This is a genomic window from Methylobacterium sp. WL64 (assembly GCF_008039945.1).
Taxonomy (GTDB): domain Bacteria; phylum Pseudomonadota; class Alphaproteobacteria; order Rhizobiales; family Beijerinckiaceae; genus Methylobacterium.
On sequence record NZ_VRVA01000127.1, the window covers coordinates 1 to 14,104 of the forward strand.

The window sequence follows — 14,104 nt, forward strand, 5'->3', positions numbered from 1 at the left end:
GGCGGCGCCCGCGCCCGCGCCCCGGAAGCCGGCGGCCAAGCCCGCCAAGGAGTCCGCGGCCAAGGAGGCGCCGAAGGCCGGCAGCCCCAAGGCCGGTACCAAGACGTCCGACAAGGCGGACCACAAGGCCGCCGAGCCCAAGGTCGCCGCGGTGGGCACGCCCACGGCGCTCGCCCCGTCCGAGCCGGCTGACGCCGCGACGGTGCTGGCCCAAGCCAACGCCTACTTCAACGCCATGAACACCCTGACGGGCAGCTTCATGCAGATCGGCGCCGACGGGCGCCGGATCGGCGGCAAGCTGACGCTGGCCAAGCCCGGCCGCCTGCGCTTCGACTACGACCAGCCCTCGCCGCTGGAGGTGGTGGCCGACGGCACCTCTGTGGCGGTGCGCGACCGCAAGCTCGCCACCCAGGACCTCTACTTCATCGCCCAGACGCCCCTGAAATTCCTGCTGCGCGAGAAGATCGACCTCGCCCGCGACCTCTCGGTCACCGACGTCGCCAACGATCCGGGCGGCGTGCGCATCAGCATGGAGGACCGGGCGACCTTGGGTGGCACCTCGAAGATCCAGCTGTTCTTCGATGCCGAGATGAAGACCCTGTCGCAATGGCGGATCACCGACCCGCAGGGCTACATCACCACGGTGCAGCTCTCGAACCTGCAGCGGCCCAAGAGTGTCGATGCGAGCCTGTTCTTCATCAATTACGGGCGCGCCGAGGACAAGGCGATGCAGCAGCAGATCCAGCAATCGCAGCCCAACTGATCGAACACGTAACCCGAGACCTCGCCCGTGCGCCTGTCTGTTACCACCTGGAACATCAACTCGGTGCGGCTGCGCATCGACCTGGTCCTGCGCTTCCTGTCCGAGCACAAGCCGGACGTGCTCTGCCTCCAGGAGACCAAGTGCCCGGACGACGCGTTTCCGCTCAAGGCCCTGCGCGGCTCAGGGTACGAGCACGTGATGTTCGCCGGCCAGAAGGGCTATAACGGCGTCGCGATCCTGTCGCGCTTCCCCCTGCACACCCGCGGCGTGATGGGCTTCTGCGAGAAGCCGGATGCCCGGCACATCTCGGCGGTGCTCGGGCCGGAGGCGGGGGCCGCCGCCGGCATCGTGCTGCACGATTTCTACGTCCCGGCCGGCGGCGACGTGCCCGACCGCGCGCTGAATCCGAAGTTCGCCCACAAGCTCGATTTCCTGGGTGAGCTGCGTGCCTGGGGCGGCAAGCGCGTCTCCGGCCCGGCGATCCTGGTCGGCGACCTCAACGTGGCGCCGCTGGAGCACGATGTCTGGTCGCACAAGCAACTCCTCGACGTGGTGAGCCATACCCCCGTGGAGACCGAGGCGCTGGAACTGCTGCGCGGCGAGGCCGGCTGGATCGATGCGGCGCGGCATCTCACCCCCGAGCCGGAGAAGATCTACACCTGGTGGAGCTACCGCTCCCCGGACTGGTCGGGGGCCAACAAGGGCCGGCGCCTCGACCATGCCTGGGTCTCGCCGGAGCTGGCCGGCACGGTCCGCTTGGTGGAGGTCCTGCGCGACGCCCGCGGCTGGGCGCGGCCCTCCGACCACGCCCCGGTGACCCTGACCCTGGAGCTGTGACGGCGCGTCACGGAACTGCGGTGACCACGGCGCATTGGCGGATCACGAACCTGCGATGCGAGCCCGCCCGATGCGCAAGATCCTGATCGCCCTTCTGCTTCCCAAGGTCGTCTCCTTCCTGCGCCGCCGCTACGGCGGCCCGCACACCGCCCGCGACCGGGCGTTCTGACGTCCCGCACGACCATCCTTCAAATCCACGCGCACCGACCTCTCCCCTCATCCGGCTCGGATCAGGGCGAGGGGCGGTTGTTCTGCGTGCGCTCGCGACGGCGCTGCGCAGCCCGCCCGGCGGCCATGGCCGAGCGGAGTGCGCATGAGATCCCCCGCCCTTCAGGATTCCGCGCCCGATGACCGACGATCCCCGCGAGGCCGGTCCCCGGCCGCCCTTTCCCGGCAACCAGCAACAGGAGCGGCCCGGCCTCACCTCGAAGATGACGCCGCGCCCCGACCATGGCGAGGAGAGCTACGTCGGCAAGGGCCTGCTCACCGGGCAGGCGGCGCTGATCACCGGCGGCGATTCCGGCATCGGCCGGGCCGTGGCGATCGCGTATGCCCGTGAGGGCGCCGACGTGGCGATCTCCTACCTGGAGGTCGAGCAGTCGGACGCGGAGGACACCAAGGCCTGGGTCGAGAAGGCCGGCCGCCGCTGCATGCTCCTGCCGGGCGACATCCGCGACGAGGCCCAGTGCCGGGCGCTGGTGGACCGGACGATGGCGGCGTTCGGGCGGCTCGACATCCTGGTCAACAACGCCGCCGCCCAGGTGGTGAACGCAGGGCTCGACGACCTCAAGGCCGCCGACATCGAGGGCTCGTTCCGGGCCAACGTGTTCGCGATGTACTACCTCGCCCAGGCCGCGGTGCCGCACATGAAGCCGGGCGGCGCAATCGTGAACAGCACCAGCGTCCAGGCCAAGGTCGCGGGCGCGAACATGCTGATCTACGCCGCCACCAAGGGGGCCATCGCCAGCCTGACCATCGGCCTGTCGAACCTGCTCGCGCCCCAGGGCATCCGGGTGAATTGCGTGGCGCCCGGCCCGGTCTGGACCCCGATTCAGCCGATCGTGAAGAGCCCCGAGGAGCTGGAAGAGCTCGGCACCCAGACCCCGCTGGGCCGCGCCGGCCAGCCGGCGGAACTCGCCGGAGCCTACGTCCTGCTCGCCTCGCGCGAGGGCAGCTTCATGTCGGGCGCCCTCGTGCCGGTGACCGGCGGCATCCCGATGCTGTGAGGGCGGAGCCTCACTCGACGTAGACGCCTGCGCCCACCAGCGCCGGGACGTCCTCGACGGTCGTGGCGCAGACGTAGCTCCACTTCACCTCGGGCGTGCTGCGCCGGGGCCTCGGGAACATGTAGTCGACCCAGCCGGACCCGGATTCCCGCACGGTTCCGATGAAGTCTTTGTGGAACTGCTTGCCGGCCGCGTCGTGCTCCTGGAGCAGGTCGCGGCCCTCGCGGTTCGGATGGGCGGCGTTGAACAGCACGGTCCCGTGCATGTCGACGACGAACAGGTAGACGTCGCCGTAGCGCCACGGGCTGTTCTTGCGCCGGAACGCCGTGAAGGCGGTGCGGCCCTCGCCCTCGATCAGGTCGGCCGCTTTGTTGACGAGGGCCTCGATCTCCGCCGCCTGGTGGACCGGGCCGCGCTGATCCCGCCCGGCCACCCGCCGCAGCGGCAGGACCGCGATCAGGACCAGGATCGGCAGGCTGACGATCAGCGCTCGCTTGGGCATGGTCGCCCCCCTGACGGTCCCCCTTCGGTCCGGTGATCGCGGTCCCGGTCGGGGGCGTCGATCACCGGAGCATCAGCCGGCGCGGCGCCGGAAGAAACCGGTCTCGATCGCCATCCGCGGCACCGGCCACCAGCGCGGCCGCTTCGGCCCGGCCAGGATGGCGGCCGGAAGCGGGGCATCGTCCGCCGCCTCCGCGGGATGGTGGGTTTCGATCATGCGCTTCAGCCGCTGCAGCGCGGTGAGATACATGCAAGCCCGCAGGCGCCGGCCCTCGCTCGACCGCATCGCTTCGAGGTCAGCCAGCAGTGCTTCCGCATGTCGGATGTGGTGTTCGGCCTCGGTGATGAAATCTTCGATCGCACAGAGATCTGACATCTTCCGGCTCCCGGATACGATGGAGATATCGACGCTAGCAGGCTTAGACATCGGGCATCGACGGGTCTCCCCGCGCGGTTCTTTTTGCGTCGCAGGTACCTCTCCGAGAGCGAGGACCTGTCCGGACCCAGGTTTAATCCCGGTGTCGTCGATTTTGCAATCGATAGGCCGGATAATATTCAATATTCATGCGAAAAAAATAGCGCGAACGCCGCCGAACGTCGCTGAGTGGACGGATATACCATGTAGCCGACAGTAGATCCATGTCGCATGCCGCGGTCGATGGAATTCGTCGCGCTGCCAAGCGCGCGCCGCCCGGGCGGGCCTTCCGGCAGGGGCTGGCCTGGCTGGAGGATGGGGGCGACCCCGATGCCGGCCCGCGCCCGGTCGTCCTGACGGTCGGCGGGACCGGCGGCGTGTCGCTGCGGCGGAAGCTCCCGGGAGGGCAGGGGCCGCGGCGCCGGTCACAGGCGGCGCGCCGATACGGGGAGCGGCGTAGATCGCCATCAGTCGGCCGCTCACCCGACATTGCGAGCACAGCGAAGCGACCCAAGGCGGCGTGCGATCTCGGGACGAGGCGTTTCCCTGGTTGGCTTCGATTGGATGGGTCGGGGGCGTGTGGAGAACCTGATGCAATCCAGAGCAAGCAACCGTGCGTCGGTTTGCAAACTACACAATCACGCAGAAAAAACCCGCCGCGGTGAGCGGCGGGTCTAAGAAATCCCGAAAACCCTAGAACGGGATATCGTCGTCCAGGTCGTACCCGCCGCGGGCGCCACCGCCGCCGCCACCGCTGCCGGATGAAGCCGGGGCCGGACGTCCGCCGCCGCCGCCCTGGGCGCGGCCGCCGCCGAAATCACCGCCGCGGTCGCCACCCCGGCCGCCGCCGGACTCGCCGCCGCGGCTGATCTGGCCGCCGCCCTCGTCCTCGCCCGCGAAGTCGCCGCCGCCGCCGCCGCTGCGGCCGTCGAGGATCGTCATCTCGCCGCGGAAGCGCTGGAGCACCACCTCGGTGGTGTACTTCTCGACGCCGGAATTGTCGGTCCACTTCCGGGTCTGGAGCTGGCCCTCGATGTAGACCTTCGAGCCCTTGCGCAGGTACTGCTCGGCCACCCGGGCGAGGTTGTCGTTGTAGATCACGACCGAGTGCCACTCGGTCTTCTCCTTGCGCTCGCCGGAGGCCTTGTCCTTCCACGACTCGGACGTCGCCAGCCGCAGGTTGCAGACCGGGTCGCCCGAGCCCAGGCGGCGCATCTCCGGGTCGCGCCCGAGGTTGCCCACCAGAATCACCTTGTTGACGCTGCCCGCCATCGCTCTCTCCTTACCGTACGGATCTCACTGGGCTCATCACCCGGCGGCCGGGGACTCATGCGCCCGGGCCGTCGAGGCGGCAACCTGCGGTGCGGGCTTGTGCCCGCTATCCGCATGCTGTCGAACCTCGATGTTCTATCTCTGTTCCAATCCGGCGGCAAGCCGCGCTCACGGGATATGCACGACCAGCTTGCCGAAATTCCGACCTTTCAGCAGGCCGATGAACGCGTCGGGTGCGTTCTCGAGGCCCTCGACCACGTCCTCCCGGTAGCGGACCTTGCCCTCCCGGATCCATGCCCCGACCTCGGTCCGGAAGGTCTCGGCCTGGTCGGCGAAATCCCAGACGATGAAGCCCTGGATTTGCAGGCGGTTGGTGAGCACCGAGCGCATCAGGCCGGGCAGCCGGTCCGGCCCGGCGGGCGCCTCGGTGGCGTTGTAGGCGGAGACCAGGCCGCAGACCGGGATCCGGGCAAACGGGTTGAGCAGCGGCATCACGGCGGCGAACACGGCGCCTCCGACATTCTCGAAGTAGACGTCGATGCCCTTGGGACAGGCTTCCGCCAGCGCCCCCGGCAGGTCGGCCCCGCGATGGTCCACCGCCGCGTCGAAGCCGAGCTCCTCGGTGAGGTAGCGGCACTTGTCGGGCCCGCCCGCGATCCCGACAGCGCGGGCCCCCTTCAGCCGGGCGATCTGCCCGACCAGCGAGCCCACCGGCCCGGCGGCGGCGGCCACCACCACGGTCTCGCCGGGCTTGGGCCGGCCGATGTTGAGCAGGCCGGTATAGGCGGTCATGCCCGGCATCCCGAGGACGCCGACCGCCGTCGAGGGCGGGGCGGCGTCGGGATCGACCCGGCGGGTGCCCTTACCGTCGCTGGCAAAAAATTCCTGCCAGCCCGCGAAGGCCGTTCGCAGCTCCCCGACCGGGATGTCCGGATGCTTCGACGCGACGACCTCGCCGACCACCTCGGCGGTGATCGGCTCGCCGATCTGCACCGGGGTCGCGTAGGATTTCGCGTCGCTCATCCGGCCGCGCATATACGGGTCGAGCGACAGCCAGTGCGTGCGCAGCAGGATCTGGCCCGGCCCGATCTCCGGCACCGGCCCCTCCTCCAGGCGGAAGTTTTCGGGTTTCGGCTCCCCGTGCGGGCGCGACGCCAGGACGATGCGGTGGTTCACGGCGTTCATGAAAGGCTCCCGGGTGTTCTGCCTGCGACCCCCGATCTGGGGCGCGAGGCGGCGGCGGCCAATGGGGCGCCCCGCGCGTTGACCGGGATCGGCGGGCAAGGAGGCTCGATGCGCGCGACCCTGATCGGCTTAGGCTTGGCCGCCCTGACGGCGGGCGCCGCGACGGCCGGACCGCTCGACGCCTATCGCTGGCGCTCCCGGGTGCTGGTGCTGTCGGCCCCCGATCCGGACGACGCGGCCCTGCGGGCGCAACGGGCGGCGCTCGGCCCGATGCGGGGCGGGGCGGCCGAGCGCGACCTCGTGGTGCTGGAGGCGGTCGGGGACGGTGCCGAGGCCCGGGCCTTGCGCGCGCACCTGTCCCTGCCGGCGGGCGAATTCCGGGCGGTCCTGGTCGGCAAGGACGGCGGCGCCAAGCTCACGGAGGCGGCGCCGATCCCGCCCCAAAAACTGTTCGCCACGATCGACGCGATGCCGATGCGGCGGGGCGAGATCCGAGGCCGCTGACGGGCTGCGGCGGACCCGGTTTCCGGGGATGGCGGGGCCTCCGGACACCAACGGTTAAGCCTACCGGCCTATCACCGGGCGGTGTCGGCGGCCGTGGTCCGGCCGTCCGTTGTGGCCCGCCAGGACGCGCGAACGAGACCCTCGCATCGATGACCCGAGAACAAGTCGCCACTGCCATCCGCCGCGTCGTCAGCCTCCAGGTCGAGGATATCGAGCGCGCGGTCCGCGACGGTCACAAGACCATCGCGCTGAACGAGCTGGCGGATCTGAACCGCCAGCTCAAGGCCTTCGCGGCCGCCCTCAAGAAGGCCCCGGCCCGGATCTGATCCGGGTCGCCGCCCTACCAGCGGGGCCCGCCCCAGCGGCGGGGCGGAACGTCCTCCGGCGGGGGCGGGGGCGGCCCGCGGTCGAAGGCGGGCTCGTCGCAAACCCGGACCCGGCGCAGCACCGGCGCGCCGTCCGGATCGAACCGGCGCCGGACGAACTCCCGGCACGCCTCGGGCGGCGCCGCCGAGAAGCGGGGCCTTCGGAACTCCGGTTCCGGCGGCGGGGGCGGAGGCGGGGGCCGCCGGTCGCGCTGCTCGTAGCCCTCGGCCGGGCCGCCATAGTCGTGCGGTGGAGGCGGGCCGTCGAAGTCGGCGGCCAGCGCCGGTCCGGCGGCGAACAGCAGGGCGCAGAATCCGGCGCGCCCGATGGTATGACGGAAGGGCACTGGTCGGCCTCGGCAGGAAGCGGCGGCGGGGATCGCAGCCATCGATGCCGGAGACTGCGCCGCGCCGGCTGAACCCCCGCCGCGTCCCCGGTTGGCCGCCGTTCAGCCGGCCTCTTTCAGCGTAGCACCTCAGTTCTGCATCGCGTTGATCTCGCACTGCGCGTAATCCGCGCTCGCCTTGACGTAGGCGTTGAGCTTCTGCGCGTAGGACTCGGCGATCGGCCGGAACGCCTGCGCCTGCAGATTGTAGGCCTTCACCGCGTCGTTGAAGCTGTAGGCCTCCCAGCCGGGGCAGCCGCCCTTGGCGTCGAGGCAGGCCGGCTTCTCGGGGAGCACGGGCTTGGTCGGGCGCAAAGCCGCCGGCGGCGCCTCCGGGGGCTTGCAGGCGGTGACCGCCGGGGCGGCGGCGGCCGGCGCGGCCTTGTCCGGGTTCGGCTTGGTGGGTGCGGGCTTGGCGGGCGCAGCCAGGGCGACGGCCGGGGCGAGCAGACCCGCGATGAGGAGAAGCGTGCCGCGCATAGCCCAGGTCACTCCGCTGCGGCGAGATCCGCCGGCCGCGGGTTCTGCGGCATCAGGCGGGCGGCGACAAGGGTTGCGCGGCACCCGCACGGGGGCCCGTCCCGCGCGGCGCGGCCACGCGGTCCCGGCCGGCCCCCGGTTTGGCGGCTCTGCCGGCGGTGCGCCCGCCGCGCAGGAGCGCGATCGCGGGCATCAGCAGCCCGGTCGCCACGACCCACCAGCCGGGCCGGATCGGGCCGGAGAAGTCCAGGTTGGCCGCCAGCACGAGGTTCGCCGGGACGCCGCTGGCCAGTCCGTACCACGCCGCTTCGAGGCCCGCGGTGGCGAGGCCGCCGAGGATCGCCAGCAGCAGCAGCGACCACGGCCGCTCCGGCAGCTTGAACCGCCGCATCGCCCGCCAGCCCATCAGCAGCAGGAACAGCCCGGCCGAGAAGACCGGATCGCTGACGTCGATCTTCGATTGCAGAAAATAGTGGACGAGCGCCAGCACCGCGATCGTGTAGACCAGCCGGTGCAGCCGGTGCCAGTTCGGGCCGAGGTTGCGGATCGCCGCGTCCGTGGAGGTCAGCCCCAGGGCGATCAGGCCGATCAGCGCCACGAAGCCGATCGTGAGGTAGAGCCGCAGGGCGATCTCGCTGACGACCTTGGTCAGGATCAGGTTCTGGTCGACCGCGTAGAGGGTGAGGTGCGCCACCGCGTAGGCCATCACGGTGACCCCGAGCATGCGCCGGACCACCAGCACCTTCGCCCAGTCGGCGATCCGGCGCAGCGGCGAGATCGCGAGCGAGAACAGCAGGAAGCGCACCGCCCACTCGCCGGTGGCGTGGATCAGCGCGGTGATCGGCTTGGCGCCCAGCGCGTCGAGCCGGTAGGCGCCCGCCAGGTACAGGGCCGGCGCGATGCAGGCCAGGAACACCGTGAGCTTCAGCCACGAGAGGCGTCCGGCCCGGTCGAGCCATGGGAGGGGGATACCGAGGGGAACAGCCAGGCGGTCGATCATTCTTTCGGACTCGGCGTTCTGAATATCGGAACCGGCGTGGCCCTCGGGCCAGGGTCTCAGGGTGCGAAACCGGCGCTCGTGGGGATCGCTCCCCGCGCGGGCCGGTTCGTCGCGGATGTCTCCGGTGTTACGCCGGCACGGTTGACCTCGCCGCCCAAGCGGCGAAATTGCGGGCGGACGGACACCGGATGGATCCCATGCAGTACCGCAATCTCGGCCGCTCCGGCCTCAAGGTCTCGCCGATCTGCCTCGGCACGATGATGTTCGGCGGCCCCACCGACGAGGCCACGGCCGGCCGCATCGTCGGCAGCGCCCGGGAGGCGGGCATCAACTTCATCGACACGGCCAACGTCTATACCGACGGCCGCTCGGAGGAGATCACCGGGCGGGCGATCAAGGGCGAGCGCGACGCCTGGATCCTGGCCACCAAGGTCGCCAACCCGACCGGCCCCGGCGTCAACGACCGCGGCCTGTCGCGGGTCCACGTGATGAAGGCCGCCGAGGACAGCCTGCGCCGGCTCGGGACGCCGTTCATCGACATCTACTACCTGCACAAGGAGGACCACGACACGCCGCTCGCGGAGACCGTGCGGGCGATGGCCGACCTGGTGCGGGCGGGCAAGATTCGCCATTTCGGCGTCTCGAACCATCGCTCCTGGCGGGTCGCCGAGATCTGCCGGCTCTGCGACGAGGCCGGCATCGACCGGCCGGTGGTGAGCCAGCCCTATTACAACGCCTTCAACCGGATGCCCGAGACCGAGCACCTGCCGGCCTGCGCCCATTACGGGCTCGGCGTCGTCCCGTACTCGCCGCTCGCCCGCGGCGTGCTGACCGGCAAGTACGACCCGGACGCCCCGCCGCCGGCCGAATCCCGCGCCGGCCGCCAGGACACCCGGATGATGCAGACCGAGTGGCGCCCGGAATCCCTGCGCATCGCCCGCACCTTGAGGGAGCATGCCGAGGCCCGCGGCATCACGGCCGGGCAATTCGCCACCGCCTGGGTTCTGAACAACCGCCTGATCACCGGCGTCATCGCCGGGCCGCGCACCGAGGCGCAGTGGCAGGAATATCTCGGCGCCCTCGACTACGCCTTCACCCCGGAGGACGAGGCGCTGGTGGACGGCTTCGTGGCGGCCGGGCATCCGACCACCCCGGGCTACAACGACCCGGCCTATCCGCTGGAGGGACGGGTGCCGCGCGGCCTTTGATTCCGGACTGACGCTGAGGCTTCCACCCCGTAATCCCGGGCCCACCTGCGGCGCCCCGGAATGACGGGATGGGCGGAAGGACTTCAATCTGGATCCGTGGTCGTGCTGCCACGCCCATGACGAACGAGCCCACCTCGGAGGCCGGCGTCCGGTAACAGATGTGCCGACACGACAAGCCCCGATCCACCTTGCGCTCACGACCGACCGCGGCTATCTATCCAACCAACAGTTCTGATGGCAGTCGCAAGGCTGCGGTTCGGGAGTGGGCCCCACCGGGTCCGCTCTTTTTTTTCGCCGCATCGGGTTCGATGCGCGAGGCCGCAGGCCGGGACGTGCCACCCGGGACGCCGCGAAGGTATTACGCCCCCATCCATGTCGTCCGAGATCGAAGCGGATCTGTCCGAGAAGCGCCTGGTCCGAGAGACCGGGGTCGCCGCGCGCGTGGTGCAGGTGATCGAGGGGCCGGTCCAGGGCCTCGGGTTCCGGCTGGTCCGGGTCAAGGTCACCAACACCAACGGCTGCACCGTCCAGATCATGGCGGAGCGGCCCGACGGCACCTTCTCGATCGACGATTGCGAGGCGGTCAGCCGCGCGATCTCGCCGGTCCTCGACGTCGATGATCCGGTCGGCACCGCCTACAACCTGGAGATCTCCTCCCCGGGGATCGACCGGCCGCTGGTGCGGGTCTCGGATTTCGCCCGCTGGATCGGCTACGAGGTCAAGGTCGAACTGAGCCCGCCGCTCGATGGCCGCAAGCGGTTTCGCGGGATCCTCGGCGCTCCGGACCCGGAGGCGCTGACCGTCCCGATCGATCTGCCCGACGTGAAGGAAGGCCTGCCGAGCCGGGTCGACCTGCCGCTGCGGGATCTGGCCGAGGCGCATCTCGTCCTCACCGACGAGCTGATTCGCGAATCCCTCCGCCGCGGCGGCCCGCCCGCCGACGACGCGGAGGCCCTGGATGAGGACGACGCGGCTGAGGACGAGGACGAGGACGAGGACGCGGACGACGCGCCGGCGGTCCCGGCCCGGCCGGCGCCCCGGCCGCAGGGTCCGAAGGCCAAGGCCGTCAAGGCCGCCAAGGTCGGCGGCAAGCCGGCCCCGAAGGCCGCGAAAGACAAGAAACCGCCGCGCACCGGTCCCAAGAAGCCGGTCGTGTCCAAGGCGTCCCGGCTCAAGAGCCGCGACGACCTGCATTGACGTGAATTGAGGTTTGGGCCGGCCGCCTCCGGGCGCCCGGCACCAGGACTTGACGGAAGAGAAGGACCGACACCGATGGCCGTCGTCAGCGCCAACAGGCTCGAACTCCTCCAGATCGCCGACGCGGTCGCCCGCGAGAAGGTGATCGATCGCTCCATCGTGATCGACGCGATGGAGGAGGCGATCGCCAAGGCGGCCCGCTCCCGCTACGGCGCGGAGACGGACGTGCACGCCGAGATCGACAACAAGACCGGAGCGCTGCGCCTATCGCGGCACCTCCTGGTGGTCGATCAGGTCGAGAACGACGCCCGCGAGATCACCCTGGACCAGGCCCGCCGCTACAATCCCGGCGCGCTCGTGGGCGACGTGATCTCCGACACCCTGCCGCCGTTCGATTTCGGTCGCGTCGCCGCCCAGTCGGCCAAGCAGGTCATCGTCCAGAAGGTGCGCGACGCCGAGCGCGCCCGGCAGTTCGACGAGTACAAGGACCGCATCGGCGAGATCCTCAACGGCATCGTCAAGCGGGTCGAGTACGGCAACGTCATCGTCGATCTGGGCCGGGGCGAGGGCATCGTGCGCCGGGACGAGATGATCCCGCGCGAGACCTTCCGGCCGGGCGACCGGATCCGCTCCTACCTGTTCGACGTGCGCTCGGAAGTGCGCGGGCCGCAGATCTTCCTGTCGCGCTCGCACCCGCAATTCATGGCCAAGCTGTTCGGCCAGGAAGTGCCCGAGATCTATGACGGCATCGTCGAGGTGAAGGCCGTGGCCCGCGATCCGGGCTCGCGCGCCAAGATCGCCGTGATCTCCCGCGACGGCAGCATCGACCCGGTCGGCGCTTGCGTCGGCATGCGCGGCTCGCGCGTCCAGGCGGTGGTCGGCGAGCTCCAGGGCGAGAAGATCGACATCATCCCGTGGTCCGAGGACGAGGCGACGTTCATCGTCAACGCGCTCCAGCCGGCCGAGGTCGTGAAGGTCGTGCTCGACGAGGAGGCCGACCGCATCGAGGTGGTGGTGCCCGACGACCAGCTGTCGCTGGCCATCGGCCGCCGCGGCCAGAACGTACGGCTCGCCTCGCAGCTCACCGGCTGGGACATCGACATCCTGACCGAGGCCGAGGAATCCGAGCGGCGCCAGAAGGAGTTCGCCGAGCGGACCCAGGTGTTCATGGAAGCCCTCGACGTCGACGAGACCGTCGGACAGCTGCTGGCGGCCGAAGGCTTCCGCAACGTCGAGGAGATCGCCTACGTCGACATCCAGGAGCTGTCCGGCATCCAGGGGCTCGACGACGAGACCGGCGCCGAGATCCAGGCCCGCGCCCAGGATCACCTCGCCCGGATCGAGCAGGAGCACGACACCCGCCGCACCGAACTCGGCGTCGCCGACGAGCTGCGCGAGATCGAGGGCATCACCACGCCCATGATGGTCGCGCTCGGCGAGAACGACGTGAAAACCGTCGAGGACCTGGCGGGCTGCGCCACCGACGATCTGGTCGGCTACACCGAGGGCCGCGGACCCGACGCCGTGCGCCACGCAGGCTATCTCGACGGCTTCGAGCTGTCCCGCACCGAGGCCGAGGGCCTGATCATGGCCGCCCGCCTGAAGGCCGGCTGGATCGAGGCGCTGCCCGAGCCGGAGGCCGAGGAGGGTGCAGTGGCCGCCGAGGGCGACGAGGCACCCGAGCCGGCCGCCGCCACCCCGGCCGAGGCCTGAGCAAAGGCCGCGGCGGACGCGCTCATGGCCGAGGTCGGCGAGACCCTGCCCGACGAGGGGCCGCAGGACGCGCTGGAAGCCGGGGGGCTCGACAGTGGCCCCGGCCGGCGCGTGCCGCAGCGGACCTGCATCGTCACGCGCGTCGTCCAGCCGCCCGAGGCGATGATCCGGTTCGTGCGCGGCCCGGATGGCGCCGTGGTGCCGGACCTGCGGGCCAAGCTCCCCGGGCGCGGCGCCTGGATCAGCGCGAAGCGGGATGCCGTCGCGACGGCGGTCCGCAAGAACCTGTTCGCGCGGGCGTTCAAGGGACCGGCCCAGGCCGGCGCCGACCTCCCGGACCGGATCGTCACAGGCCTGCGCGAGGATCTGCGGCAGGCGATCGCCATGGCCAACAAGGCGGGCTGCGTGGTCGCGGGCTTCTCGAAGGTCGAGGCGGCGATCGGCGGCCAGCCCGGCGCGGTGGCCCTGATCCACGCCGCGGAGGCCAGTCCGGACGGCCGGCGCAAGATCGCCGCGGCCTTGTACCGACGGCACGGTGAGGCCATGTCAAGGATACCGATCATCGACGACCTGTCCGAAGATGAATTGGACATGGCCTTAGGTCGGGATCATGTGATACACGCTGCGCTCGTCGCAGGAGCCGGAGCTGCCGGCTGCCTGTCGCGTTGGCGTCGGCTACGCTCCTTCGAGGGCGCCGCCGCGGCGACCGAGGAGCCCGATCCAGCCCGAATCGGCGGGATCGACGAAGCCTCACGTTGACGACGCACCAGGACGAATTTGGCTGGCGCCACCGGGCGTCGGTTCACGGGACGATGGAAACCCTCAGGGTTCAGGCTGAATGAGCGACACGAACAACCCGGGCGACAAGACTCTGAACAGGACTTCTCCGAAGCCGCTTTCCCTCAAGCGGCCGATCGAGGCGGGCACCGTACGTCAGAGCTTCTCCCATGGCCGCTCCAAGCAGGTCGTGGTCGAGACGGTCAAGCGCCGTGGCGTCGGCGCGGCGCCGGCCGCTCCCGCTCGTGAGCCTGCGCCCGCCCCCCGGCCGGCCC

17 protein-coding genes are annotated in these 14,104 nt (G+C 70.6%); 10 read left to right on the plus strand and 7 right to left on the minus strand.

The features are described from left to right. The 3 genes from FV242_RS28645 to FV242_RS28655 all read left to right on the plus strand — a co-directional run. Positions 1 to 763: outer-membrane lipoprotein carrier protein LolA (locus FV242_RS28645; protein WP_187278603.1), on the plus strand; the 763-nt coding region annotated here is incomplete at its 5' end. Between the two features lie 27 nt (positions 764 to 790). Then, entirely contained in the window at positions 791 to 1,600 is an 810-nt protein-coding gene (locus FV242_RS28650) for an exodeoxyribonuclease III (RefSeq protein WP_147941291.1), read from the plus strand. A gap of 347 nt (positions 1,601 to 1,947) precedes the next feature. Beyond that, positions 1,948 to 2,826: an SDR family oxidoreductase gene (locus tag FV242_RS28655; RefSeq protein ID WP_147941292.1), complete on the plus strand. Its 879-nt coding sequence runs from the start codon at positions 1,948 to 1,950 to the stop codon at positions 2,824 to 2,826. Between the two features lie 10 nt (positions 2,827 to 2,836). Here FV242_RS28655 and FV242_RS28660 read toward each other — a convergent pair whose 3' ends face one another. From FV242_RS28660 to FV242_RS28675, 4 genes are all read right to left on the minus strand, one after another. Further along, positions 2,837 to 3,328: a cache domain-containing protein gene (locus tag FV242_RS28660; protein ID WP_147941293.1), complete on the minus strand. Its 492-nt coding sequence runs from the start codon at positions 3,326 to 3,328 to the stop codon at positions 2,837 to 2,839. A 72-nt stretch (positions 3,329 to 3,400) separates the two neighbouring features. Beyond that, positions 3,401 to 3,703 carry a hypothetical protein gene (locus FV242_RS28665; protein ID WP_147941294.1) on the minus strand — a complete coding sequence of 101 codons (303 nt, stop codon included), beginning with the start codon at positions 3,701 to 3,703 and terminating at the stop codon, positions 3,401 to 3,403. Between the two features lie 732 nt (positions 3,704 to 4,435). Further along, on the minus strand, positions 4,436 to 5,014 hold the full coding sequence (ssb, locus tag FV242_RS28670) for a single-stranded DNA-binding protein (protein WP_147910717.1): 579 nt from the start codon (positions 5,012 to 5,014) through the stop codon (positions 4,436 to 4,438). Between the two features lie 168 nt (positions 5,015 to 5,182). Beyond that, entirely contained in the window at positions 5,183 to 6,199 is a 1,017-nt protein-coding gene (locus FV242_RS28675) for an NADP-dependent oxidoreductase (protein ID WP_147941295.1), read from the minus strand. Positions 6,200 to 6,307: 108 nt separating this feature from the next. On the opposite strand from FV242_RS28675, the gene FV242_RS28680 reads away from it, so the two are divergent. Together FV242_RS28680 and FV242_RS34875 are read left to right on the plus strand one after the other, a co-directional pair. After that, the gene (locus FV242_RS28680) at positions 6,308 to 6,703 is read left to right on the plus strand and encodes a DUF4174 domain-containing protein (RefSeq protein ID WP_147941296.1); all 396 of its coding nucleotides are present in this window, start codon (positions 6,308 to 6,310) and stop codon (positions 6,701 to 6,703) included. A gap of 149 nt (positions 6,704 to 6,852) precedes the next feature. Next, positions 6,853 to 7,029 (plus strand): hypothetical protein, encoded by a 177-nt coding sequence (locus tag FV242_RS34875; RefSeq protein ID WP_007569379.1) that lies wholly within the window; start codon positions 6,853 to 6,855, stop codon positions 7,027 to 7,029. Positions 7,030 to 7,043: 14 nt separating this feature from the next. Here FV242_RS34875 and FV242_RS28685 read toward each other — a convergent pair whose 3' ends face one another. From FV242_RS28685 to FV242_RS28695, 3 genes are all read right to left on the minus strand, one after another. Further along, positions 7,044 to 7,415: a hypothetical protein gene (locus tag FV242_RS28685; RefSeq protein WP_147941297.1), complete on the minus strand. Its 372-nt coding sequence runs from the start codon at positions 7,413 to 7,415 to the stop codon at positions 7,044 to 7,046. A gap of 129 nt (positions 7,416 to 7,544) precedes the next feature. Next, positions 7,545 to 7,934 (minus strand): hypothetical protein, encoded by a 390-nt coding sequence (locus FV242_RS28690; RefSeq protein WP_246692934.1) that lies wholly within the window; start codon positions 7,932 to 7,934, stop codon positions 7,545 to 7,547. 52 nt (positions 7,935 to 7,986) lie between these two features. After that, positions 7,987 to 8,934, minus strand: a complete 948-nt coding sequence (locus tag FV242_RS28695) for a sulfite oxidase heme-binding subunit YedZ (protein WP_147941298.1) — start codon at positions 8,932 to 8,934, stop codon at positions 7,987 to 7,989. A 197-nt stretch (positions 8,935 to 9,131) separates the two neighbouring features. On the opposite strand from FV242_RS28695, the gene FV242_RS28700 reads away from it, so the two are divergent. The 5 genes from FV242_RS28700 to FV242_RS28720 all read left to right on the plus strand — a co-directional run. Next, positions 9,132 to 10,142, plus strand: coding sequence for an aldo/keto reductase (locus FV242_RS28700; RefSeq protein ID WP_147941299.1), 1,011 nt, complete (start codon positions 9,132 to 9,134; stop codon positions 10,140 to 10,142). 372 nt (positions 10,143 to 10,514) lie between these two features. Next, positions 10,515 to 11,339, plus strand: a complete 825-nt coding sequence (gene rimP, locus FV242_RS28705) for a ribosome maturation factor RimP (RefSeq protein WP_147941300.1) — start codon at positions 10,515 to 10,517, stop codon at positions 11,337 to 11,339. Between the two features lie 75 nt (positions 11,340 to 11,414). Then, positions 11,415 to 13,052 carry a transcription termination factor NusA gene (nusA, locus tag FV242_RS28710; RefSeq protein ID WP_147941301.1) on the plus strand — a complete coding sequence of 546 codons (1,638 nt, stop codon included), beginning with the start codon at positions 11,415 to 11,417 and terminating at the stop codon, positions 13,050 to 13,052. Between the two features lie 24 nt (positions 13,053 to 13,076). Then, the gene (locus FV242_RS28715; RefSeq protein ID WP_147941302.1) at positions 13,077 to 13,811 is read left to right on the plus strand and encodes an RNA-binding protein; all 735 of its coding nucleotides are present in this window, start codon (positions 13,077 to 13,079) and stop codon (positions 13,809 to 13,811) included. A 79-nt stretch (positions 13,812 to 13,890) separates the two neighbouring features. Continuing rightward, a partial coding sequence (locus FV242_RS28720; RefSeq protein WP_147941303.1) for a translation initiation factor IF-2 associated domain-containing protein occupies positions 13,891 to 14,104 on the plus strand: 214 nt, incomplete at its 3' end.